This window comes from Oceanobacillus sp. FSL K6-3682 (assembly GCF_037976165.1).
Taxonomy (GTDB): Bacteria; Bacillota; Bacilli; order Bacillales; family Amphibacillaceae; genus Oceanobacillus; species Oceanobacillus sojae.
This window is the reverse complement of record NZ_CP150263.1, coordinates 2,403,230-2,428,214: the sequence shown is the minus strand read 5'-3', so window position 1 is coordinate 2,428,214 and position 24,985 is coordinate 2,403,230. Positions and strand designations below refer to the sequence as shown.

General features: G+C 37.9%; 24 protein-coding genes and 1 other RNA gene. 3 read left to right on the top strand and 22 right to left on the bottom strand.

What is annotated here, in order from left to right:
- Positions 1–142 precede the first annotated feature (142 nt).
- The 6 genes from MHH51_RS12045 to MHH51_RS12020 form a co-directional block, all read right to left on the bottom strand.
- Positions 143–1,273 (bottom strand): class I SAM-dependent RNA methyltransferase, encoded by a 1,131-nt coding sequence (locus MHH51_RS12045; protein WP_147207752.1) that lies wholly within the window; start codon positions 1,271–1,273, stop codon positions 143–145.
- Positions 1,274–1,408: 135 nt separating this feature from the next.
- Positions 1,409–1,793, bottom strand: an RNA gene (gene rnpB, locus MHH51_RS12040) — RNase P RNA component class B.
- A 57-nt stretch (positions 1,794–1,850) separates the two neighbouring features.
- A complete protein-coding gene (gpsB, locus tag MHH51_RS12035) occupies positions 1,851–2,162 on the bottom strand; it encodes a cell division regulator GpsB (RefSeq protein ID WP_077602999.1) in 312 nt (103 codons plus the stop codon).
- Positions 2,163–2,334: 172 nt separating this feature from the next.
- Entirely contained in the window at positions 2,335–2,727 is a 393-nt protein-coding gene (locus tag MHH51_RS12030; RefSeq protein ID WP_147207753.1) for a cytidine deaminase, read from the bottom strand.
- A 39-nt stretch (positions 2,728–2,766) separates the two neighbouring features.
- Positions 2,767–3,123: a YppE family protein gene (locus MHH51_RS12025; RefSeq protein ID WP_147207754.1), complete on the bottom strand. Its 357-nt coding sequence runs from the start codon at positions 3,121–3,123 to the stop codon at positions 2,767–2,769.
- Between the two features lie 129 nt (positions 3,124–3,252).
- Positions 3,253–3,468, bottom strand: coding sequence for a hypothetical protein (locus tag MHH51_RS12020; protein ID WP_077603002.1), 216 nt, complete (start codon positions 3,466–3,468; stop codon positions 3,253–3,255).
- 818 nt (positions 3,469–4,286) lie between these two features.
- Between MHH51_RS12020 and recU the strand changes: the two genes are divergently transcribed.
- Entirely contained in the window at positions 4,287–4,865 is a 579-nt protein-coding gene (recU, locus tag MHH51_RS12015; RefSeq protein WP_147207755.1) for a Holliday junction resolvase RecU, read from the top strand.
- Between the two features lie 17 nt (positions 4,866–4,882).
- Positions 4,883–7,786 carry a PBP1A family penicillin-binding protein gene (locus tag MHH51_RS12010; RefSeq protein ID WP_339286217.1) on the top strand — a complete coding sequence of 968 codons (2,904 nt, stop codon included), beginning with the start codon at positions 4,883–4,885 and terminating at the stop codon, positions 7,784–7,786.
- Positions 7,787–7,860: 74 nt separating this feature from the next.
- On the opposite strand, the gene nth is transcribed toward MHH51_RS12010, so the two are convergent.
- The 11 genes from nth to MHH51_RS11955 form a co-directional block, all read right to left on the bottom strand.
- Positions 7,861–8,511, bottom strand: coding sequence for an endonuclease III (nth, locus tag MHH51_RS12005; RefSeq protein WP_339286215.1), 651 nt, complete (start codon positions 8,509–8,511; stop codon positions 7,861–7,863).
- Positions 8,512–8,515: 4 nt separating this feature from the next.
- Positions 8,516–9,205 carry a DnaD domain-containing protein gene (locus MHH51_RS12000; protein WP_339286214.1) on the bottom strand — a complete coding sequence of 230 codons (690 nt, stop codon included), beginning with the start codon at positions 9,203–9,205 and terminating at the stop codon, positions 8,516–8,518.
- A 206-nt stretch (positions 9,206–9,411) separates the two neighbouring features.
- A complete protein-coding gene (gene asnS, locus MHH51_RS11995) occupies positions 9,412–10,704 on the bottom strand; it encodes an asparagine--tRNA ligase (RefSeq protein ID WP_147207759.1) in 1,293 nt (430 codons plus the stop codon).
- A gap of 143 nt (positions 10,705–10,847) precedes the next feature.
- Positions 10,848–11,363, bottom strand: coding sequence for a hypothetical protein (locus MHH51_RS11990; RefSeq protein ID WP_147207760.1), 516 nt, complete (start codon positions 11,361–11,363; stop codon positions 10,848–10,850).
- Positions 11,364–12,309: 946 nt separating this feature from the next.
- Positions 12,310–15,159 (bottom strand): ATP-dependent DNA helicase DinG, encoded by a 2,850-nt coding sequence (gene dinG, locus MHH51_RS11985; protein ID WP_339286213.1) that lies wholly within the window; start codon positions 15,157–15,159, stop codon positions 12,310–12,312.
- A complete protein-coding gene (locus MHH51_RS11980; RefSeq protein WP_147207762.1) occupies positions 15,149–16,129 on the bottom strand; it encodes a biotin--[acetyl-CoA-carboxylase] ligase in 981 nt (326 codons plus the stop codon). Before MHH51_RS11980 ends, dinG begins: the two co-directional genes overlap by 11 nt.
- Positions 16,105–17,292 (bottom strand): CCA tRNA nucleotidyltransferase, encoded by a 1,188-nt coding sequence (locus MHH51_RS11975; protein ID WP_156985347.1) that lies wholly within the window; start codon positions 17,290–17,292, stop codon positions 16,105–16,107. Before MHH51_RS11975 ends, MHH51_RS11980 begins: the two co-directional genes overlap by 25 nt.
- A 5-nt stretch (positions 17,293–17,297) precedes the next feature.
- Positions 17,298–18,434, bottom strand: a complete 1,137-nt coding sequence (bshA, locus tag MHH51_RS11970) for an N-acetyl-alpha-D-glucosaminyl L-malate synthase BshA (RefSeq protein WP_147207764.1) — start codon at positions 18,432–18,434, stop codon at positions 17,298–17,300.
- Positions 18,431–18,841: a methylglyoxal synthase gene (gene mgsA, locus MHH51_RS11965; protein ID WP_147207765.1), complete on the bottom strand. Its 411-nt coding sequence runs from the start codon at positions 18,839–18,841 to the stop codon at positions 18,431–18,433. Before mgsA ends, bshA begins: the two co-directional genes overlap by 4 nt.
- Before the next feature lie 28 nt (positions 18,842–18,869).
- Positions 18,870–19,667 (bottom strand): 4-hydroxy-tetrahydrodipicolinate reductase, encoded by a 798-nt coding sequence (gene dapB, locus MHH51_RS11960; RefSeq protein ID WP_147207766.1) that lies wholly within the window; start codon positions 19,665–19,667, stop codon positions 18,870–18,872.
- On the bottom strand, positions 19,657–20,010 hold the full coding sequence (locus tag MHH51_RS11955; protein WP_147207767.1) for a nucleotide pyrophosphohydrolase: 354 nt from the start codon (positions 20,008–20,010) through the stop codon (positions 19,657–19,659). The genes dapB and MHH51_RS11955 overlap by 11 nt, the downstream gene beginning before the upstream one ends.
- A gap of 230 nt (positions 20,011–20,240) precedes the next feature.
- Between MHH51_RS11955 and MHH51_RS11950 the strand changes: the two genes are divergently transcribed.
- The gene (locus tag MHH51_RS11950; RefSeq protein WP_147207768.1) at positions 20,241–21,107 is read left to right on the top strand and encodes a YitT family protein; all 867 of its coding nucleotides are present in this window, start codon (positions 20,241–20,243) and stop codon (positions 21,105–21,107) included.
- A gap of 56 nt (positions 21,108–21,163) precedes the next feature.
- On the opposite strand, the gene MHH51_RS11945 is transcribed toward MHH51_RS11950, so the two are convergent.
- The 5 genes from MHH51_RS11945 to MHH51_RS11925 all read right to left on the bottom strand — a co-directional run bounded on the left by MHH51_RS11945 (position 21,164) and on the right by MHH51_RS11925 (position 24,980).
- Positions 21,164–22,177 carry an aminoglycoside phosphotransferase family protein gene (locus tag MHH51_RS11945; protein ID WP_147207769.1) on the bottom strand — a complete coding sequence of 338 codons (1,014 nt, stop codon included), beginning with the start codon at positions 22,175–22,177 and terminating at the stop codon, positions 21,164–21,166.
- A 75-nt stretch (positions 22,178–22,252) separates the two neighbouring features.
- Complete coding sequence (locus MHH51_RS11940; RefSeq protein WP_147207770.1) at positions 22,253–22,927, bottom strand: zinc metallopeptidase; 675 nt, start codon at positions 22,925–22,927, stop codon at positions 22,253–22,255.
- Positions 22,928–22,982: 55 nt separating this feature from the next.
- Positions 22,983–23,237, bottom strand: coding sequence for a sporulation protein YpjB (locus MHH51_RS11935; protein WP_147207771.1), 255 nt, complete (start codon positions 23,235–23,237; stop codon positions 22,983–22,985).
- 287 nt (positions 23,238–23,524) lie between these two features.
- Complete coding sequence (locus MHH51_RS11930) at positions 23,525–24,112, bottom strand: DUF1405 domain-containing protein (protein WP_147207772.1); 588 nt, start codon at positions 24,110–24,112, stop codon at positions 23,525–23,527.
- A gap of 91 nt (positions 24,113–24,203) precedes the next feature.
- Positions 24,204–24,980, bottom strand: coding sequence for a menaquinol-cytochrome c reductase cytochrome b/c subunit (locus MHH51_RS11925; RefSeq protein WP_147207773.1), 777 nt, complete (start codon positions 24,978–24,980; stop codon positions 24,204–24,206).
- Positions 24,981–24,985 lie beyond the last annotated feature (5 nt).

Genomic DNA, 24,985 nt, shown 5'->3' with positions numbered 1-24,985 from the left:
AGGAAAAAAAGAATAATGTAGATTCTCTTTTCATTTAGCAGAGTAAATTTAATTTCAAATTTTATAAGATCCTCAAAAAAATCATCCGTTTTGAAAAAGATTAATCAAAGCGGATGATTTTATTTAATTTAAAATGTGGTTTTTAATCTTCTTTTTTACCAAAGTATTGGTAATAATTCGTCTGAATAAAACCATTAAACAGCTTGCGTTTCTTGGTAGCGGCTTTTCCAAATGCTTTTTCAAATTGTTCATAGGCTGTAATGATGTATGTGCTCCAGGATGGATGATTTTGCATAATACCACCCAGATCCTGATACATCTTTTCTACCTCTTCTTTATCACTTAACCGTTGTCCGTACGGCGGATTACTGATCAGATAGCCATCTTTTTGTTTAATGGTCAAATCACTGACCTGCATCTGCTTCCACTGGATTAAATCTCCAAGTCCTGCTTCCAGGGCATTTGCTTGTGCAGTTTCAATCATTTGATGACTGATGTCTGAACCGGTGATAGATAATGGCTGATCATAATTAGCGAGCTCTTCAGCTTCTCCAAAAGCAGCATCCCAATGTCTCTGTTTTACTAAACTCCATTCTTCAGAAGCAAATTCCCGATTAAATCCTGGCGCAATATTTTGGCCAATTAAGGCCGCTTCTATTAAGATAGTTCCCGAACCACAGAATGGGTCAATTAAAGGCTGATCAGGCTTCCAGTTTGTTAATAGAACTAATGATGCAGCAAGGGTTTCCTTTAGAGGGGCCTCCCCCTGCCCGACACGATAGCCGCGTTTATGTAAGCCTGCGCCTGATGTATCGATAGTCAATGTTGCTTCGTCCTTTAACAGCGCAATCTCTGTCTTATAGAGCGCTCCTGATTCTTCCAGCTTGTTGATGAGACCATATTTTAATTTCATTCGTTCTACAATCGCTTTTTTTACAATTGCCTGACAATCCGGAACACTGTATAAAGTGGATTTAATTGATTTTCCGGAAACAGGGATTTGTCCTGTTTCATCGATATAGCTTTCCCAGGGAAGTGCTTTTGTCTGCTCAAACAATTCATCAAATGTTTTGGCCTGAAACTTGCCGACAAGAATTTTCACGCGGTCAGCTGTTCTTAACCACAGGTTACATCTGGGAATTGCAGAAATTGGTGCATCAAAAATAACTTTTCCGTTTTCAACAGTAGCCTCATACCCCAGGTCTCTTACTTCTTTTGCAACAATTGATTCAAGTCCCATCGCTGCTGTAGCAATTAAAGTTACTTGTTTCATTTTTAATATCCTCTCGGTTATCATTTTAGTATAGTCTTTTCCATAAAAGGACTTTTTGAACACCCTTTAAAAAGAAAAAGATTCTATTTCATTTAATTGGAAATAGAATCTGTTCGTTGGTACGACCTTTAAATGCCCGATAAGCCATGTTCTGTTCCATTGTACTGCGAGCGGTGGTCAAACCTCGTACGCCGGTTGTAATCATCTATCTACAGCTATTGCTGTCCCTTGTTCAGTTCTATTCCCTACTAAAGGATGCCCCTACCATTATTTGGGTTGCTCACTCGCGGGGTTTACCTCGTTCCACCTGGTATGTTTCCAAACCAGCTACGTCACTGTGGCACCTTCAAGACCAGCTGACATATCACTATAAGTGACTTAGTACAGCTTGTCTGCCGTTAGTTTATACAAACTACCTTGACTTATGACTTCATCAAGCACGAACACTACAGGCATCACAGCCTGTGTGAGCATGGACTTTCCTCTACATCCAAAATGGACATAGCGATTACATAGGCATTTAAGTAACCTAAAATATTTTAGCAGAATTTTAGAGATAAATCAATTATCCTTTTGCTTATTCTTCAGAATCCGCGTATCTTTTTCCAAATACTGCTTTTTCCAGGTTAGATAAGCGTTTTAAAACATCATAATTCACCTGTGAGTTCGGCTGTGTTGAACGCGCTCTCGGTGTTTCTGTCGGACGGTTATTTTTCAATTTCTCAATTTCTTCATTTAAACGGTCAATTTCCTGTTTGAAATTATCATAATCCTGAATAATGATATCTAAAAATTCATCTACTTCTTCTTGAGAATATCCTCTAATTCCTGTTTTAAAATCTTTTTCTAAAATTTTCTTTCCATTTAGTTGAATACGGTCAATACTCATTTCAAAATCACCTCTGCAATATACTATACGTATCTTTTTTTATCATATGCTTTCATTTTACCATTATTTAATAAATATTAAAGTTATTATAACATAAAAAAGGAAACTGAATATCAGTCTCCTTCTAAAATTTAAAAATCTCTTAAACAATTAGAGTTTAAATCCCCTTTTTTTAGTCCATATCTTCCTTCTGAAATGAAAAAGGTAATAATTGATCCGTCGTAAGTGTTTGAACATCTTTGTTTAAGTTCGTTAAGTGAATGCTCATGTCAGGTGCAAAAAATTCACTCATTACCTGTCTGCAGGTTCCACAAGGCGGTACAGGACGTTTTGTATCTGCTGCAACAGCCATTTCTTCAAATTCTGTTTCCCCGTCTGAAATTGCTTTAAAAATTGCTACACGTTCTGCGCAGCAGGTAGATGGGTAAGCAGCATTTTCTATATTGCAGCCAGTATAAATTTTACCGGAGCTTGTTAATAATGCAGCACCTACCGGAAATTGTGAATATGGTACATAAGCTCTTGATCTGATTTGAATTGCTTCTTCCAGTAATTTTTCTTTCATATGAAAATCCCCCTACAAACAAAGCTGTCTATTTGTTTATTAACCCTCTTCAAGTGTATCCAATAATAAATCAAAAACGTATCGGATAGATGTATACAATTCCATATATCTCTTTCTTCTGGCATCCAAATAATAACTATGCATCAACAGTAATTCCATGTTTTCCCGTGTTGATTGAATCTGATTTGGGTGAACAGATGCTTTTCTTTCCTTTACTACAGCCAGAGCATCTGTTTCCCAGCTTTCCAATAAATTATAAATAGGTGTTGTCTCTTCTTTTACCATATTAAAAAATTCGCGGTCTTTCCGATCACTTGGAGCTTCACCTTTTTCGAATCTTTTCCGCAGTGCCTCTAAATATTGATTTAATTTCTCTGTTTGTTCACTTAGATTCATTATTCGTCATCCTTCAATTTCAAACTGCATGTTCACCTAAGAATATAGCATGTTTTTATATAGGCTCTTTGAACATCCTCTTCAGGTGAATTTTATCATATAATAGATAGAAAAGTCATGAACAACATACTATAAAAGCTGCTTTAATCTCTGGAATTCCAGCTCTGTCTGTTTTAAACTATTCGTTTTTGTTTGAAATTGCACCCATACCTCACTGTCTACGTTCGCTTTTAATTTGAGATGAATGAGAGCGAGCTGTTCCTGAATCTGTTCTATTTGTTTCTCCATATCCGCTTTGCTGTATCCACCGTTTTCCTCAGGAATGATTGATTTTGAAAGAAGCATTTTTTATTCTCCTCCTGTTTTTTAGATAGAGTTAATCTTCATTCAGTCAGGCCCGTTGAAATGAGACTGGAACTGAAATAAAATCGTACTATTTAAAACCTGATGTGCTATGTATTCCACGAGAAAATGATAACCTCCTTCCCATTCGACAAAACTAGAATAATCAAAACAAAACTAGTGCAAATCTGTAATGATTTACACAAAATTAGACAAGCTATATAGTGAAACTTCATTTCGTCTGAGGTTTTCATTCTTCTCAGAGGTTTAAAATTCGAAAAGGAGGTTATTTCCATGAGACCATCAAAAGCACAGCAAAAAACAAATGCTTCAAACAAAAGAAATAACAATGAAAAAACAAGAGATAAAAAAGTGGCTGGCCCTAACCGCCCTTCCACGTAACTTTTAGAAGTATGGTTTAATCAGATAACCTAATTATATTCCCCGGACCTGTGCTGCTCTGGGGATAATTAGGTTTCTTAACATCATCAAAAATACAAAATTCAAGGCAAACTTCATTCTTTGGTGTAACCAGGTTCATACACCAGGCAGCATGTGATTTCCACATTTCTTATTATTGACCCTAAAGAATATCTGTTTGCAGCCGTAACTTTATGGATGGTTAAAGTAAAGGAGGGTGGTTTTATTTCTCCATATTTTGTACATAACTTTAAAGATTTTCATACGCTCTGATTAGTTTCCTTCTTGAATTTGTACTATAATATAGGATGTACTGGTTTTATATTTATCCTGATTCAAACAGTAATGTTTTCATATTGCTGTTTTTCATTTAGGATATACGTGTTAGGAGGCAAGAAAACATGAATTACCCAAATGGTCAGCGGAAATCACTAACCATAAAACCAAAGCAAACTAGTTTTAGCAGGAGAGGAATGACACTTGAGGAAGAAATAAATGAGACCACAGATTATTATCGCATACAGGGTCAGGCAATCATTCATAAAAAACCGACACCTGTGCAGATTGTAAATGTTCATTACCCAAAGCGGAGTGCCGCAGTAATCACAGAAGCATATTTTAAGCAGGCATCAACCACTGATTACAATGGGGTCTATAAAGGAAAGTATATTGATTTTGAGGCAAAGGAAACAAAAAACAAGACTTCCTTCCCCCTTGCAAACATTCATGAACATCAGGTTCATCATATGCAGCAAATAATAAAGCATGGAGGAATCAGTTTTATTATTTTACGTTTTAGAGCTTACGAAGAAACTTATCTATTCGATGCAAAGGATTTATTTGTTTGCTGGCAGGAGCAATTTAATGGTGGTAAGAAATCAATTTCTTATGAACATATCAAACAGTTGGGATATGAAATCCCTTTTCACTATCAGAAAAAGGTTGATTTTTTATCAGTAGTTGATAAGCTCTACCTATAGATATGGAGGTATAAAAAATGGCCGATCAAAATAGCCAGTCAAGAGCTGCCAGAAGAAAGCAGCAAGGTAAAAAAACAAAGAAGAAAAAGAAACAGCCTATTTGGAAAAAAATTATAAAGGTAGCCCTTTTATTATTTCTGATTTTATTTTTAGGCGGTGCTGCTGTCGGTGCGTATTGGATTGCTACAGCACCTGACATTGAAGAAGACAAGCTGAACATACCTTTTTCATCTGCACTTTATGATGAAAACGGCGATCAGTTTGGCGATTTCAGTTCAGATGAAAAAAGGACACAAGTAAAGTTTGAGGAGCTTCCGGATTTACTTATCGATGCTGTTACAGCTACAGAGGACGTCCGATTTTTTGATCATAACGGAATAGACCTCAAGCGTATCGGCGGCGCAATACAGGGCAACTTTACTGGAGGTTTTGGCTCCCAAGGTGCAAGTACAATCACGCAGCAGGTTGTCGAGCGTGCATTTTTAAGCAACGAGAAAAAGATAAGCATTAAAGTCCAGGAAATGTGGATGGCTATGAAGCTGGAAAGAGAATACAGTAAAGAAGAAATCATGGAAATGTACTTAAACAGTATTTTCTACGGTGCGAATTCTTATGGTGTTGCTCAAGCAGCGAAAACATATTTTGGAAAAGAAGATTTAAATGATCTTACCTTGCCGGAGGCTGCTATCTTAGCTGGGTTACCGCAGCGTCCAACAGCCTATAATCCATTTGAAAATCCGGAACTAACGGAAGAACGGATGAACACGGTATTAAATCTGATGGTACGTCATGGAAAAATTACCGAAGCGGAGGCTGATGAAGCAAGAAGTGTTGACGTTGCTTCCCTATTAAATGAAAGCCGTCCTGACCCAACACCATATGATGCTTTTGTTAACCAGGTTCGCAGTGAGATTGAAGAAAAATTAGATGATGTTAATCTTGACTCAGACGGGTTAAAGGTATATACAACACTGGATCCGGATGCACAGCCATATGTTGAAAGCATGCTTTCAGAGGAAGAATCACCAATCAGTTATCCAGATAATACACAGGCAGCAATGGTTGTTCTGGATACACAGACAGGAGCAATTAAGGCAATTGGCGGCAACCTGAATAATGAAGTCGGTTTTAATTATGCGATAAATGGAAATCCACAAGCTGGTTCTACGGTGAAACCATTTATGTCTTATGGTCCGGCTATTGAGTATAATCAGATGTCCACCTACCACCAGCTCGATGATGATGGTCCTTATGAAATCGAAGGCTCCAATCCGATCAGAAATGCCGGCAGAAGCTATAACGGCTGGGTGACAGCCCGATATGCATTACAGCAATCCCTGAATGTTCCAGCGGTCAAATTAATGGAAGAAGTCGGCAGGGAAAACTCGAAGGAATTTGCCGAGCGGCTGGGAATTCAATTTGATGAAGGTACTTTGGATGTCCGTGATGCAATCGGTGGAACAAGTGCACAGGTTAGTCCACTGCAAATGGCTGGTGCATACAGAGCATTCGGTAATAATGGCGAATATGCAGAGCCTTATGCAGTAACAAAAGTAGAATTTCCAGATGGCCGGGTAGTTGATTTAACGCCTGATTCAGAAAAAGTCATGGAAGATTATACTGCTTATATGGTAACTGACATGCTGAAATCAGTTGTAAGCTCTGGTACAGGTACCAACGCAGCTGTCCCAGGTTTAGATGTTGCAGGGAAAACAGGAACTACCACAATGGATAAACAGGAAGGAAACCCGGATTCCTGGTTTGTCGGCTATACGACAAATTACACGATAGCAGCCTGGACTGGTGGCTATGAAGTTTATGAAGATCCTGAAACCGGAAAAGATAAAACAAGGCGTGTTCCATTGCAGGATACTAGTCTTTCTCAGCAAATGTTCCGCAACACAATGGGACATTTATCTGAAGGAATCGAAACGGCTGACTTTACCCGCCCTGATTCTGTTGTAGATGTTACTGTAGAAAAAGGAACAAATCCGGCTGCTTTGGCAAGTGACAGTACTCCAAGCGAAAATAAAATTACGGAGCTGTTTGTTAAAGGTACAGAGCCAACGAAGGTTTCTGAGCGCTATGAAGAATTAGATGCAGTAAGCGGTCTGTCTGCAAGCTATAATGAAGATAATAATTCCATTGAAGTATCCTGGGATTATGATACTGATTCAGATGAAGATGTCAGCTTTGATGTAAGTGCCAGCATTGATGGAGGCAGTATGCAGTCCCTCTCTTCTACAAGTGACACATCTATGGAGATTTCAGACGTTGAAGAAGGTGCTGAATATACCATTCAGGTTATTGCTGAAAGAGGCTCATTAACCAGTGACCCTGCTACAACAACGGTCAAGGTTCCTGGTGAAGACGAAGAAGAAGAAGAGACTGAAGAGATACCAGGCGTTTCCGGCTTATCTGCTGAGTTTGATGGTGATGAAACGATTAATGTTTCCTGGAGTTATGACGGCCCTTCAGCCAGCTTTGAAGTAAGCGTGAATGGCGAAACGGAAAATGTCGGTTCTGAAGGTATCAGTGTAAGCGGCGTTACACCGGGAGATTACAATATTACTGTTACACCAATCAGTGAGGAAGATAATGAAATTCGGGGTCCTTCAGCATCTACAAGTGTGACCGTCTCTGAAGCAGAGGAAGAAGAACCTGAAGAGGAAGAGCCTCCTGCTGATGAAGAAACAAATGGGGATGAATCAGATTCTGAATCGGATTCGGACTCAACTGAGGACACCGATCAAAATAATGATTCAACGGAAGAAAATAACAATAATGAATCCGAGAATAATGAGAGTGAATCTCAAGAACAAAATGAAACAGAACAAGAAGAAGAAAATAGTTCAAATTCTGAAGAGGAAACTCCTGACGACTCCTCTGACCAGGGTGAAGACGAATCAAATAATGAGTAACAAAAAAACAATCCCGACTCTTTTATGAGCGGGATTGTTTTTTTTTGTAAAGATAATTTTGCGAAAAAAACATATTACCCTATTTTCTTCATCCTCTTTTTACCTTCCCGGCAGATATCCAATAATGGACATTCCGGGCAATTAGGATTTCTTGCTTTACAATGATAGCGTCCAAAGAAAATCATCCGATGATGCGTTACACTCCATTCATCTCTCGGTACTTTTCGCATCAGCGTATTTTCTACTTCTATGACACTATCCTTCCATCTGCATATTCCTAACCGCTTGGATACACGTTCAACGTGAGTATCAACGGCAATTGCAGGTTTATTAAATGCAACGGAAGCCACAACATTTGCTGTTTTCCTGCCAACTCCAGCCAGTTTAACTAATTCTTCTTTTGTTTGCGGGACCTCTCCGTTGTATTCATCGATTAATGTACGGCAAAGCTTTTGAATATTTTTTGCTTTTGATCTGTACAATCCGATAGAACGAATATCATTTTCCACCTCTTCTAAAGGAACAGCAAGATAATCCTCTGGAGTCTTGTACTTTTTAAATAAGTCTGCTGTTACTTTATTAACCAGTTTATCTGTACATTGTGCAGACAGCAGAACAGCAATTACTAATTCAAATGGATTTGAATGGACAAGCTCTCCCTCTGCATCTGGAAACATTTCCGCCATGACATCTAAACAATGTCTGATTTGTGTATTGTTCAGCATAATTTTAATCTCCTTCTAGCCAATTGTAATAAAAGGATGTGTCTCTTTTAGGGCGTGTGTTTGTATTATTATTATCATTTGCTCTGCCCTGATGAAATTGCTGGCTTGCTTTTCTGGCATCCTGTACCGTATGAATCCCTTTTTTCTTCCATTCTCTTAAAATACGGTCGATGTATTTAAAGTTCAATTTGCCCATAAGTACTGATTCCCGTAGTCCCGCTTTTATCAATGAAGGTTCTAAGCTATCCTGGTCTAACCAGCTGTTAATAGTTTCTATTTCAAATGGTGATAAGGGTCTGCCGAATTCCTGTTCGAATAAGATAAAGATATTTCCTATATTTTCTTCGTCACGTGTTATCACAGATACATCTTCATCATATAGTTTTTCAAGCAGAGGTTCCAAAGAATATGATTCACTGATAGGCGTTTTTTCAGAATCATTCTTTTCAATAGACAGGAACCCTTTTTGCACTAATTTTCGCAGCATGCTGGCTGCTTGTTCTTCGGAAAAGCTTCCTGACTGTGCCAACTCAAAAGGAGTAGGAAAATGATTTCCTTCATCTGCAAAGCGCGAAAGCTGTAAAAGTAAAATAAGTTCTGTTTCATGAAGACCTAATTTGTAATAGGTGGTAAGCAGTTTTTTTGAGACAGGCATTTGATCCTGGATAATATCTTGATAATTAATTTTTGTCATTTCTAGCACCTCAGATAACAGTATAGCATTTTTTCTTAACTACGAAAGGAAACCCCCGCTTAAAAAGCAAGGGATTTAGAGAAAATCATAAAATAATATAAACACGCTATATTGATAACTGTTTATCAAAAAATAGTTATATTTAGCTCCAAACACTAAAAATAAACAGCTTGGAGCTGTAATTCTTTACATAAATTCCTTCTTCCTTAAGGATATAAGCGATTTAGCAGTCTTGGGAACGGAATAGTCTCACGAACATGTTCCACCCCTGATAACCAGGCTACAGTTCTTTCCAATCCCAATCCGAATCCGCTGTGAGGAACACTGCCGTATTTACGCAGCTCCAGGTACCATTCATAAGCTGGCCCGGTAAGCCCATGCTCTTTGTAACGCTGCTCCATTAATTCTAAATCATCAATTCGCTGTGATCCACCAATAATTTCTCCATAACCTTCCGGAGCAATTAAATCGGCACAAAGAACAACATCGGAACGTTCAGGATCCGGCTTCATATAAAATGCTTTAATGTCTTTCGGATAATTTGTAATGAAAACAGGCTTGTCGAAGCTTTCAGCAATTGCTGTCTCATGTGGTGCACCAAAGTCTTCTCCCCATTCAATATCATCAAAGCCCTTTTCTTTTAAGAATTCTACAGCTTTATCATAGCTGATTCGCGGAAATGGAGCCTTGATATTTTCGAGCTTGGATATGTCTCTTTCTAATGTTTTAAGCTCTAAAGCACAGTTCTCTAATACAGATTGAACGATAAAGCTTACGTAGTTTTCCTGTACTTTTAAGCTGTCCTCATGATCCATAAACGCCATCTCCGGTTCAATCATCCAGAACTCAATAAGGTGTCTTCTTGTTTTAGATTTTTCAGCACGGAATGTAGGACCAAATGAGAATACTTTTCCTAACGCCATTGCTGCAGCTTCCATATAAAGCTGTCCGCTTTGGGATAGATATGCTTCTTCATCGAAATATTTCGTATGGAAAAGCTCGGTTGTGCCTTCAGCAGATGCACCAGTTAAAATTGGCGGATCAACCTTTACAAAACCATTTGTATTAAAGAATTCATACGTAGCACGAATAATTTCGTTACGAATTTTCATAACAGCATGCTGTTTTTTAGAGCGGAGCCACAGGTGACGGTGATCCATCAAAAATTCTGTACCATGATTTTTGGGAGTAATCGGGTAATCTGTTGCTACATGAATTACTTCCAGATTACTTACCTGCATCTCATAACCGAAATCAGATCGTGTATCCTCTACAATTTTTCCAGTAACATATAGAGATGTCTCCTGTGTCAGGTTTTTAGCTTCTGAAAATACTTCCTCAGAAACATCGCTTTTCACCACAACACCTTGCATAAACCCGGTACCATCACGAAGCTGTAAAAAGGCAATTTTACCGCTTGAGCGTTTGTTCGCCAGCCAGCCGCCGATTGTTACCTCCTCATTCACATGTTTTGGTGCTTCTTGAATTGTTATCTTCATTTTAAAATCCTCCACTTATTATTAATGCTTTTTACAAAATGTTTTATTCTTTTAGCTGCTTCAAGAAATATTGCTAAAATTAATGATGGTTTTAATATGGGTAACCTTTTTAACTAATCCCTTTGGTATAACCCCTTTTTTGCTTAGGGAAACATTTTATTGTATGTGTATCTTTCCTCTAAACTCTGTCCATCAATAGAATAATAATCCATGACAAACCTGTTATCTTTATCATGGTACGTAATTTCCCACAGAGCCTGTCCATCTTCGTATGCAGGGCTGATATCAGCAAACTTGCATGAATCACAGCTGGATGACCAAGCGTCTAAAATAGCTTCTTCACTCATCATATCCTCCGTTTTAATAACAATTAATTCGCGTTCTTCGCCTTCTAAAGGCAGAAAGATTAACCGTTCCTCATTGTCCTCATTACTTGCGTAGAATACATGATAGTTATTCTCTCCATAGTAGCCTTGTATCGAATGAACATTGTGATAAGAGGTCTGATTTTCTATTTGATTTTTTGTGTCATCAAATCCTGCGTTACGGCTATCGTTGATTGCTTGATATAAATAAATACTATAGCCTATTCCTGCAAGCAAGAGGAGAGTAATGATGATAAGCGTCCATAATACCCATCTGTTATTTGATTCCCTCATTTCATTCCATCCGTTTCTTATAAGATTATCTTTCTTTCATCATTTACTATACCTAGATGTATGGTTTCTGTAAACAAATACCGTTAAAATTATAATGTCTAATCAGAAAAGCTCCGGGACACTGGCCACGATTACTTATGGTTTCAGGGTAATCACAGCCACTCCGGAAAAACAAGGCGACAGCTAGTTTTATTACTACCTCCACTTTCGCACCTAAGAATAAACATATTAATCTTGCTGTTCCAGGATGTACATGGCCTCTATTAACATGCTTGCTTTTAGTTAACTCATCTTTTTATTTTTTGAACTGGTTATTGTGTATAGCTCCGCTCCGGCCAACCACTCCGCTTTCCATGGGGACGGCTTCAGCTAACTTGAAAAGAAACCCGCTTTTCAAGTGGATCTTCAGCTCGCCCTGTTCCCATAGGAGTCTACGTGGTTGGCCTGCGCTCTAATAGGATTCTACAGCATATGGAAGAAATAATAGCCTGATGAAGTTAGATGAAATCATCGTTTTTAGCAGTTCAAATCATGACAACATAAATAATTCATATCGAGAATAGCCTTCATGCACCAAAAATAAGGATTACTGAGCATGTTTACCATGCAACATGAAAAATTTGTTCTGTCAGATCTGTCTTTTATTTGTTCGGTTATTTCAGTATAGAATATCTTACTAGCGGAGGCGGACAGTTTTGACTCCTGAGGGATCAGCACCATCTGAAGATCCACTTTTGCCAAGTGCTCTTCTTGGCAAAAGTTAGCTGAAGAGCGTGCCCCTAGGAAAGAAAAACGGTCCGCCGTAGCGGTCGCCTTTACACTTTATCTTCTATCTTTTATATGGAAAAAAATGATCAACCCCTGTTCCTGTAGATAGGAAATTACTTTTTAAAGTGTGAAAGTTGAGTTACCGCCTATTCTAATTTTTAATTCATTTCATTAACCTTCACTGTTGATGGAACCAGTTTTCTGCGTGACTCATCAAATGACGTGTTGCTTCATAGTGAACAGGTACTTCTGGAATAGACTCTAAAAAGTATTTTCCATATTTTGCTGTTTTGATTCGTCCGTCACAAATAAATACGATTCCTCTATCGTTTGAGGAACGGATCAGCCGTCCAAATCCCTGTTTAAATTTAATAACCGCCTGTGGTAGAGATAAATCCATAAACGGATTTCTTCCATCTTCCTTCAACTGGTGCGACTTCGCTTCAAATACAGGATGATTCGGCGGCTGAAATGGCAACCTGACCATTACAAGTGCTGATAAATCTTCTCCAGGTATGTCTACTCCTTCCCAGAAGGAACTTGTTCCCAGAAGTATTGCCTGATCATAAGATTGGAAATTCTTTTTCAGCCTGCTGCGGCTGCCGCTGGTCACACCTTGAGCGATGATGACGTATTGCTGTTCTGTTATCATTTCCTTTAATAAATCATTTGCCTTCCTCAGCATATCGTAAGAAGTAAACAAGACGAGCATTCTACCTGAAGTTACCTCTGCTAACGATAATATCGCTTCACAAACTGCATAAACAAAATCATCTATATTTCCATATCTAATATTCGGGAAGTCTGTTGGTATTAGTAGCTGCACTTGTTTATCGTAATGAAATGGTGAAGCAATCTGCTCTGTTAACAAATCCTGTTCAGATACTCCCAGTCTTTCTTTGATAAATTTAAATGAACTTCCCATTGTTAATGTTGCACTTGTAAAAATAACACTTTCTTTTTTAGAGAAGAAATCATCGGCCAATATTGGTGCAATATTAGACGGCTCGCTGTAAAGAAACACGCTGTGGTGCTTCCCTTTTAAATCTGCCTCTATCCATTTAATCAGCTCTACTTCATTTTGCTCCTGAAACATCACTTTTAAATCATCTATATATTTTTCTAATACGTCCTGCATTTGTCCAATGTCTTCAAGAAATTGTTTCTCATCTCCAATATCCAAGGAATACTCATCCACTAATCTGGATAGAACGTCCAAGAGCTTCCGAAAATGCATTCGCAGGCGTGCTGCAATATCCTCGGCCAGCAGCCAGGTATCCTGCTGATAAGTTTCTGGCTTGATACGATACTGTACTCTTCCTAAATCACTTGTTGCTTTATCGTTTTTCTGCTGTGCCCTGACAAAGCGTTCAATAAGATGAAAAAGCTCATCAATATCATATTTAGCTTCTTTGATAGCTGCATTCCATTTATCAATCAATTCCTCTTTTTGACTCATATCAGTTGCTTTCAAGACTGCATTAAACTGTTTATCCTCGTCAGCAGTTCCTAAATAGTTGCATGTAAATTGCATCTGTATGTAATCAAGTTTTAGTCCATAATGATGTGAAGCCGTCTCTTCAAAATGATGCGCTTCATCAATAATAACCTTTTGATAGCCTGGTAAAAAAGCATAGTCATTAAACATATCTGTACACAGTAACGCATGGTTTGTAATAATGATATCTGCTTTTTGAGCTCTTCGTCTGGCTAATTGATAATAGGAATGATGGAACCAGGGAGATTTCGGATTAATTGTCTTTTCTACATCAGCAGAAACCTTTTGAAAGAAAATATAGCCTCCTGCCGGTAATTGAATTTCATCAATATCCCCTGTCTCTGTTTCCGTAATCCATACGAGTAATATCGCTTTTGTTAAAACAAAATCATAATTATCCTTTGAGCCATAATCAAGCTCATAAAGAAACTTTTCCAGATTTAGATAATGATTTTTTCCCTTCATTAAAGCTACCCGGAGAGGGATGTCAATCACCTTTTTTAACAAAGGAATTTCCTCCTCAAGCAGCTGGCTTTGTAATTGTGTTGTATAAGTGCTGATAATTAGGCGTTCTTTATTGGTAATAGCTTGATAAACAGCCGGCAACAAATAAGCTAAGGATTTACCTGTTCCTGTGCCCGCCTCGATAAAAGCATGTTTTTTAGCAGAAAAGGCATCATAAATCGTTTCAGACATTTGCCGCTGACCTTCCCTTGGCTCATAGGAAGAAAAAGCTTTTGAAAGTGCACCCTGCTCCTGATAAATATTGTCTAAGTATTCCCCAAACGATTTATCTATCTCAGACAGAGCTTTTGTCTCTTTTTCGGACATACGGAATGCAAGACCCTGGTAATGTTTTATTTGATTGTCCGGATGCTCCCGGAACGCTAATTCTTCTAAGCGGTTATCAAGTATAACTGCTAAATCTGATTGTAATTTTTCTTCCAGATTTTTCAGCTTATACAAAGTTTCATACGGGAGATGGTCTAATTTCTCTTTTAACTTAAAAAATAACTTTGCTGTTACATATGCATCAGATAAAGCGCGATGCGGGTCATCATGATGCAGCTCAAAATGCTCTGCTAAGTGGCTTAATTTATAGCTCGATATAGTCGGGAATAATATTCTGGACAGCTCCACTGTATCCAGAACCGGATTTTTTAATTCCGGATAACCATTGGCTGCTAACTCCATATTAAGAAACCCGACATCAAAGTTTGCGTTATGTGCAATAATATAACTGTCTTGTAAAATACGAATGATTTTCTCTGCTTTATCAATAAATAACGGCGCATCCTTTACTTCTTCATTATGAATTCCTGTTAAGTTAGAAATAAATGGCGGTATCGGCTGATTTGGATTAAGCAGGGTTGTTTTCGTTTCTTTTATCTCCTCATTTTCAATTACAACCATACCGATTTCAATAATTTTTCCTGACTTTGCCGGAGAATTCCCAGTTGTTTCTAAATCAATGACAACATATCTCAGAAGACCACCTCCATTCTTTTTTTGATTTTTTCTATCTGTCAAACCATGAAATCTCTGCGGAGTAAAGTGTTACAGGACTGCCGTCAGCTGCTTCTGCGATTAAAGCTCCTTCGTCTGAAATTCCTAAAAAACGTCCTGTCCATTCATCATGAAATGTTTTTATTTTAATTTCTCCACCTATTTTAAAGGCATTTTCTTCCCATTTGGATTTAATGACTTTAAATCCGTCCTTTAAATACATCTCATATGTATTTTCAAAATACGTTAATATTGTTTGAATGACTTCTTTCTTATCCCAGTCTTTCCCTGATTCTATTTTTAATGAGGTTGCAATATTCCGAATGGACGCGTCCCAGCTTGCTTCATCCTGATTCACATTTAAACCGAAGCCGATTAAAACATAATTAATCCGGTCCTGCTCTCCTTGCATTTCTGTTAAAATGCCGCATAGCTTTTTATCTCCAATTAATAAATCATTTGGCCATTTAATGCCAATAGACAAATTTGTTAACTGATGTAATGCGTCTCTTAACGCTACTGCAGTTAACAGCGTCAGTTCCGAAGCTTTATTCGGAGGAATGGGCGGACGGAGCAGAATAGTAGTCCACAGACCTTCTTTATCAGAAAACCAATTCTTTTTCATTCTCCCTCTGCCGGCTGTCTGTTCTTCAGCAATTATTATTGTACCATCAGGAGCGTTTTCACGGGCACTCTCATGTCCAATTAATTGTGTTGACGGTGTTGATTCTTTATGGATAATATGATGTCCCAGCCATTTCGTTTCTAGTCCCCAGCGAATTGTATTACTGCTGACTTTATCCGGAAATGAAACAATCCGATACCCTTTGCTCCGTATGGCATCAATTGTATAACCATCACTTTCTAAATCTTTCATATGCTTCCAAATCGCATTCCGGGAAATTCCTAATTTCTCAGAGAGTGCTTGACCGGAGATATAGCCCGCATTATTTTCGGATAAAAGCTTTATCAATCTTGATCGGGTTGATTCCATTGTATCCAGTCCTTTATTTTCGATTTTTCATTCGCCAGCTTAGAGGTAACAATTTGATATTCTATTTCATCTAACAATTCCTTTATCCATTTTCCTTTAGTACGCTCAGGGAACCATTGCATTAAATCATGTCCATTCAAGCACAGCTCTTTTTTAGATGAAATAGAGAGCCGTTTCTGAATATTACGGAGCTCTTGTATGTTTATTATTTCTTTATCTGTCTGTTTTACTAAGTATACAAAAAAATCCCATTGCTCTTCAGGCAGGAGATAAACAAACCATGCATCTATTCCACACTGCTTATAGCGGTGATAGGCATCTACAAGAATATTGGCCTGTTGTTTTAATTGATTCGAACATTTGTAAGCTTTCACACAATCTGCTGCAGTGATGGAGGAGCTCTTCAGCTCAACAAATGCAAAAACAGGTGCAAGAGAAGAAACAGGCTCTATTTGTTTGAGGAGCAAAGGTACATCTTTAAAAATTGGCAGGTAATGATAAAGCTCTAATTCAAAGATATAATCAACTGCTTTTGTATAAAAAATCCCTGCACACAGCTTTTCTAATTCAACGGTTAATCGCTCCACTGCCAGTTTATTTATTAATGCCTTATATTTTCCCATCGCCTCTTTTGTTGCTTCTTCAATGGAAAATCCTAACTGACTGGAAAAACGCAAAGCACGGATAATCCGTAAAGCATCCTCTTCAAAACGGTCTGCAGCTTCCCCGACAGTTTGAATCCTTTTTTGGGAAATATCTTTTCTTCCTTCAAAAGGATCCACGATTTCTCCCTTTGCATTCATAGCAATTGCATTCATAGTAAAATCCCTGCGTTTGAGGTCCTCCTTGATATTCCGGACAAAATGAACCTTATCCGGCCGGCGGTGGTCGGTGTATGTTCCATCTGTCCGATAAGTGGTCACTTCAAAGGATTCCTGGTGGTGTCTGACAATAACTGTACCATGCTCCAATCCCACTGGAATTACTTTTGGAAAGATTTCCTGAATTTCTGCAGGAGTAGCAGATGTTGCGATATCTACATCGTGAATGGGACGGTCTATAATATAATCACGTACACACCCGCCGACAAAGTATGCTTCGTATTGATGTTTTTCTATGATAGATATAACTTCTGCCGCCTTTTGAAATACGAATGGTAGCATATCTTTCAGTCCCTCTCTTCCGCTTCAAGAACCCGGTTGTATAAATTTTCATATTGATTCACGATTTTGTCAGACGCAAAGCAATCACGTACATGCTCTATGGCTGCTTTAGAAAACTGTTCCTGTTTTTCTGTATTAGATAGCAATTGTACAGCATAATCCGCTGCCTGCTGAACATCTCCTAACCCGACGATATACCCTGTCTCATCATGAGTTAATACTTCCGGGATGCCTCCTACATTTGTACCGATTCCAGGTACTCCACAAGCCATCGCTTCTAATAATACTAACCCGAAGCTCTCTTTTTCAGACATAAGCAGCATTAAATCAGCCATTGATAAAATATCACTGACATTATTTTGCTTCCCGAGAAATTGAACTTCTTTCTCTAATCCTAATTCATTAACATGTAATGACATATCTGAAAATTCAGGGCCATCGCCTATTAATAACAATTTAGAAGGGATACTTTCATTAACTATTTTAAATGTATCAATGACATCCTGTACCCGTTTCACCTTTCGGAAGTTAGAAATATGAATCATGATTTTATCAGCGTCATTTATCTGATATTGATTGCGCAGTTCAGTTACTTTTCTCGGATAATATTCATTTTCATTAATGAAGTTATAAATAACATCCATTTCCTTCTTTATATCCAGCATTTCCATGGTTTGCTTCCGGAGACTTTCTGAAACTGCAGTAACTGCATCAGATTGCTCAATACCGTGGCGGATAATGGGCTTTAATGTGTTATCGATGCCCAGGATTGTAATATCCGTACCATGTAAGGTTGTAACAATTTTTACTGGGTGCTTTGCCATATCTCTCGCTAAAATGCCACAAATTGCATGTGGCATGGCATAGTGGACGTGGAGAATGTCGAGCTTCTCACGGTCTATCACCTCCGCCATTTTTGCTGCTAAAGCTAAGTCATAGGGCGGGTATTGAAATACTGGGTAATGACTTATCTCCACCTGATGATAATATACATTGACATACACTTTTTCTAAACGAAAAGGCATGCTGGAGGTAATGAAGTGTATTTCATGCCCCCTATCCGCTAATTTCTTTCCCAGTTCTGTAGCTATTACCCCAGATCCGCCAATTGTCGGATAGCATGTAATTCCTATTTTTTTCACAATTCCCCTTCTTCCTTCACAATTTCTCTCCAGTGAAAATCGCCGCGATTCAATCCATGCATAAAGATTTCCCCTCCGGCAATATTTGTCGCTAAAGGAATTTGATAAACATCACATAAACGCATTAAGGCGCTGATATCAGGCTCATGCGGCTGAGCGGTTAATGGATCGCGGAAGAAAATAACCATATCCATTTTATTTTCAGCAATCATACTGCCAATTTGCTGATCACCGCCAAGCGGCCCAGACTGAAAGCGGTGAACCGGAAGCCCTGTCGCTTCCATAATCCGGCTTCCTGTTGTTCCTGTAGCAAATAATTGATGGTTTTTCAGTACATGCGCATAAGCTGTTGTGAACTGTACCATATCTTCTTTTTTCTTATCGTGTGCAATTAAAGCGACATTCATGATGTTCTCTCCCTCTATATATGTTTCTCTATAAGACGTTCTCTAAACCATAGATAAGCTCATCTAAATCCATCACCTGATAGACGCATTCTTTAATGCCGTCCATAAAAGATGCACGATTCATAGAATCATGCTGTATCGTTAATGTTTGACCAGCACCGCCAAAAACAACCTCCTGATGAGCTACCAGACCAGGAAGCCGCATACTATGGATCCGCATGCCGTCAAAATCTCCCCCGCGGACACCCTGAATTGTTTCTTCTTCATCTGGATGACCCTGCTTTTTCCGTTTTCTGACCTCCTGAATCAGCTCTGCTGTTTTCTTTGCTGTGCCGGATGGAGCATCTAATTTTTGATCATGATGCTTTTCAATAATTTCTACATCTGGGAAGTACGCAGCTGCCATTTTTGCAAATTTCATCATTAAAACAGCACCAATAGCAAAATTAGGTGCAATAATACATCCGGTTTTTTTATCTCTTGCCAATTGTTTTAGTTCCTCTAATTGTTCGTTGGTATATCCCGTTGTACCTACCACCGGACGAATCCCATGATTCAATGCCGCTTTTGTATGTTTATAACCAAATTCAGGCGTCGTTAAATCAACGAATACATCTGCCTGCTGCTCTGTAAAGCACTTTTCGATATCTGAGTATACCGGTGCATTAAAATTATCCTGGAAGCCTTCTAAATCACTTAATTTTTTCCCATCATTTTTATGATCTAAGCAAGCCGTCAATTCAAAATCGCTTACTCCATAAATCATATGAACAGCTTCTTTTCCCATTCTTCCCCTTGGTCCTGCTACGATAATTTTAATTGCCATGACTATCTTCCCCCTCTTTTCTTGTCCAGCGATTTTTATCTCTTGTTTCAAATTTTTGCATTGATTTCTCAAAGGAATCTGATAAATCAAATTCAAGTGAATTTGCTAAACAAGCTAATACAAAAATCATATCTCCGACTTCTTCTTCAACTGTATTTTCTTTTTCTGTAGCTTTCTTTGGTTTCTCACCATGATAGTGATTAATTTCTCTGGCCAATTCTCCTGTTTCCTCAGATAATCTTGCCATTAATGCAAGCGGAGAAAAGTACCCTTCCTTAAATTGAGATATGTATCGATCAACACGTTTTTGGACATCTTTTAATGTATGGTTGGTATTCTCCATTTTTAACACCTCTCTAACCTTCCTGATTACTCTTTCTCTTCTCTAATGTTAGCTAAAAGCATGGGTTTTGACAACTAATTGGTACAGTATGTGGATTGTTACTTCATTTTAAATTGTCTATAATAGATATTGGTTGAAATCAGATTGTAAATACTTGGTACTAAATAGACTTTTCAAGCTTTATTTTCAAAGTATATTTCTATCATCTGTACATAAGGAGGAATCGCAAATTGAACATTCGGGTTAAAAATATTGTATTTATTTTATTAGGGGCAGCCATTTTTTCTTTTGGTCTCGTACATTTTAATATGCAGCATAACCTTGGAGAAGGAGGCTTTACAGGAATTACGCTATTACTTTTCTTCTTATGGGATTTGGATCCTGCGATCACAAATATTGTGCTTAATATCCCAGTATTCTTTATTGGGTGGAAAATACTAGGGAGAAATGCATTTGTTTACACCATGGTAGGGACTTTATCTGTTTCCCTGTTTCTATGGATTTTTCAAATTTACCAAATTCCTATCGGGCTAGAGCATGATATGACACTTGTTGCTTTATTTGCAGGGGTATTTATCGGTGTTGGATTGGGAGTCATATTCCGTTTTGGCGGGACAACAGGCGGTGTAGACATTATAGCGCGCATTATTAATAAATATACATCCTGGAGTATTGGACGGGCTATGTTCGCATTTGACTTTCTGGTTATTATAACTTCTATTTTTACCTTTTTAAATTTAGCTCAAGGGATGTATACGCTGGTAGCAGTATTTATTGGTGCAAGGGTGATTGATTTTATCCAGGAAGGTGCATATTCTGCCAAAGGTGCTTTTATTATCTCCGATCACAGCGAAGAAATTGCGAATCAGATTATGGAGAAAATGGAACGCGGTGTAACTATTTTAAATGGTCAGGGAAGCTTCTCCAAGGAAAGAAGAAATGTTCTTTACTGCGTGGTAGCACGGAATGAAATTGTACGGATGAAGAATATTATTAACCAGACCGACCCTTCTGCCTTTGTCTCTATGACGACGGTTCACGAGGTGATGGGAGAGGGCTTCACACTGGATGAAAATAAAAAACCATTAAATGATTAACGCTGTTAAAAGAGCTTAAGGGATTCCCTTAAGCTCTTTTAACTGTATCTAGCTGATTATTCTAATATTTTTTCTGCAGCTGTTGTGTACGTCACAGCCCATTCAGAAAATGGAAGTGCATTATCCCAAGTAACCGTATTTGTTGCTTTTGCACTTCCCCAATCTAATGTTTTTTGATGAAGCATATGTACTTTTATCCGGTTTCTTATGCTGTTTTTTTCTTCTTCGTGCTGTTTATAGTATGTGTTTATAAAGTGTTTTGCAATATCCGTTTCATTATTATCTATATAGTATGTAATCATTTTAATGAAATCTGACACCGGGTCTGCAAAATACGAATTTGTAAAATCAAATACACCGCTTATTTCCCAGCCATGTTCAGACTGATATATCAAAAAGTTACCAGGCTTAAAATCACCCATAACAAAAGAAGGTGATGATATATGATTGAAGTCATCTTCAGATTCTGCCAATAAAGAGTGAACCCATTTCAAATCCTCCTCCGTTATTCTGGAGTATTTTTTAGCGTCTGTTACCCAAAACAGGATTCTCTTAAAAAGCCATTCAGAGTAAGTATTTTTAAAAGGAATAATTGTCAAAGTTTTAGGATCAAGCTCACCAAAATCATTTACTTTCCATGTATGAAAAGAAGTCAAAGCTTCGGCAATGGATTCAGCTATTTTTAATTTATCTTCAAGCTGAAGCTTTATTTGCAGAGGTTTTGAATTTAGATGCTCTCCTTTAAGACATGGCATAATAACATAATTCCAGCCGAAAATATCTTCAGAATCATCAATTATATATGGTCGGGGCACTGGTATGTTTGTTCGACTATTAACATTATCAATAAAGAATTTTTCTTCCATGAATTGACCAGAATAAAGCGGATTTCCTTTTAAAACATACTCTCCTTCTGTAGACGAAACAAACATTGTTTGCCCCATTGCTCCTTCATCTGTACTTTTTGATGAAATAAGTTTGCCTAATTTAAATTTATCTAGCACAGATTGCAGTTGTTTATCGTTGATTAATCCTAATTTATTTGAACCGAAAATTATTTCTGCAGTCATAAAAAGCATTCTCTCCCCGAAATTTTTAGTGTTTTCCATGAAAAAAGATGACCCAATTGGATCATCTTTTTTTAATTAGTCTCTATTTGCCGCAAAAATAAGAATAAAGCGGATAAGTTCAGCAACGGCTACTAATGCTGCAGCAACGTATGTCATTGCGGCGGCATTTAATACTTTTTTAGTTTCCCGCTCTTCATTGTTACGAATAATTCCGGTAGAAACCAACTGTGTCATTGCCCGGTTTGAAGCATCAAATTCAACTGGCAGTGTAACCAGCTGGAAAAGTACCGCAGCAGCGAAGAAAATAATTCCAAAAAGCAGCATATTGGTTGAACTCATAATTATACCTGCAATAATTAAAAACATCGAAATATTGGATCCGAAGTTTGCTACTGGAACCAAAGCAGTTCTAAAACGTAAGAATGCATAATCTTCCTGATCCTGAATTGCATGACCTACTTCGTGAGCTGCAACTGCAGATGATGCCATCGATCTTCCACGATAATTATTTTCAGACAGGTTCACTTGTTTCTTACGAGGATCATAATGGTCTGTTAATTCCCCTTTTACCATTCCAATCTGTACATCATGTAAACCATTGTCATCCAGAATTTTTCTGGCTACATCCGCACCGGTCATGCCCGAAGATGTTTGTTTTTTAGAGTACTTTGTATACGTGCTTTTTACTTTTCCTGATGCAATCATTGGTACAATCATTAATAATATAAAATAAATCAAATAAGCGGCCATTTATCAATTCCCCCATTACTGTATCTTAAGGTCAATTTTAGTCAGTATTTTAATTTTAGTCAACTGATTTGTCGTTTTTACGAACCGACTTATTACCTACTTGCTCTCCTTTATATTTTTTCCAACTTACATAAGATAATGTAATAATTATGCAACCGCCTACAATAATAACACCTAAAATAAATGGAGATGGTGCTAAGCTATTTTGGTAAATATCTGTTGGCGAAATAGAGGCCGCATGAATAACATTTACATGGCAAAACATCCCTAGGATTCCGATTGTCATCACTCGAAGCAGTTTCTCACCCATAGAGATCACCTCTGATCTTTTAGTGTATATTTTAAGTTTATGTCCATAGGTGAATGGGTATGACGTCCAGCTTCTTTATGGAGTAAGAAAATATAAAGTGAACTTCACTCAGCCGGGTTTTTCAACGTATAAAATGTTTCTGGCGGGACAAGGAATCGAAGTAATACTTTCAGGATAATACAGCGGCTGCAACAGGTTATGATTGGATAGTAATCTTGTTCAGAAAAACACAAGACTTCCACAAAGGCATTTTAACCAGTGAACAGCCAATAAAGTATGGATGTCAATTAGCGATTATTCAAATTTTGGCTTTTTCTATAAATTGTTAAATAATAAGCAAGAAGAATTGATACTACACTCAACCAGAATGTAAAATAACCAATTTCATTCATATATGTCGTTAAATTGGAATAGATAGGCATCTGTTCAAAAACATAATCGATAATATCATTATGTAATACAACAATACCTGCAACGGTTAAATGCCGCAATTTTATTTTATAATATGGTGCATAAAGCAATCCTTGAATAGCCATTCCTAAATGAGAGGCAATCAGCATATAACCTGCCGGACCGATACTCCCGGTAACAATTAGTGTTAATAAGTTCATAACAACGGCCCAAATGCCATATTTAAATAAAGAGACAATCCCTAGTGCCTCAATGTACGGAATATTTTTACCAAATATAAAAAATAACAAAAAAATAGTAAAGAACAGACTGGCGGTCGGGCTGTCCGGAACAAATGGAATAAATATAGGCGGAGTTATTTCCAACTGCCAGCCATACCAATAATATCCGTAAATTGTGCCTAGGAAATTAATGATGAAAAGTATAATTAGAAATTTTTTATCTTGCAATATGTATGATAACATTTTTATCTCCTCAAGGTTTTCCTTCATATCGTTCTAAAATATAGAGAAAGCACCTTTGCCTTATTGTGGTCAAAGGTGCTTCTTTTTATTCTTACTCTCCTGCTGCTTCACTGGTTTCAATGATAAAGTCTGCTAATTGTTCCAGTTCTTCATCAGTTCCTTGGAACTGATCAGCAGGCATAGCACCGATACCATTTACAGCAATGTCCATTATTTCTTCTTTTGTGTGCTCAGTTCCTACTAATGCAGGACCGGCTCCACCTTCTAATTCCCCGCCATGACAGCTTAAACAGCTGTTTTCATATGCTGCAAATCCAGGATGATCCTGGTCAACAACAGATTCACCGGGAGGAATCGGTTTATTTTGTTCAGCGCGCGTTTCCCAATCAACATGTGCTGCAGAAGTGTATGTCAACCAGATACAAGAAACTAAAGCTAAAAGCATCATGCCAACTGCAACTGGACGTTGACGCGGACGGCGTCCAGGACCGTTATCCAGGAACGGAGCAATTAACAGTGCTCCAAACGCAATTCCAGGAATAACGAGAATTCCAAGAATTATCCAATCTCCACTTGCGAATTGGTATTTTAATAATTCATACAAGAATAAGAAATACCAGTCTGGTAGAGGGATATATGCCGCATCTGTCGGATCAGCCATTCCTTCAAGCGGAGATGGGTGAGCCAACACCAGGCATAAAAATCCGACAAGGAAAACTGCCCCAGCTAACCATTCTTTTAATAAAAAGTTAGGCCAAAACGCTTCTGTTCTACCAGGATATTCAGAATAATCTTTTGGTATTTTTGATGTTTTTTCCGCTGAGATCCGGGAATCGCCAACGAATTTCATACCTTTACCCTTATGCATTAGTT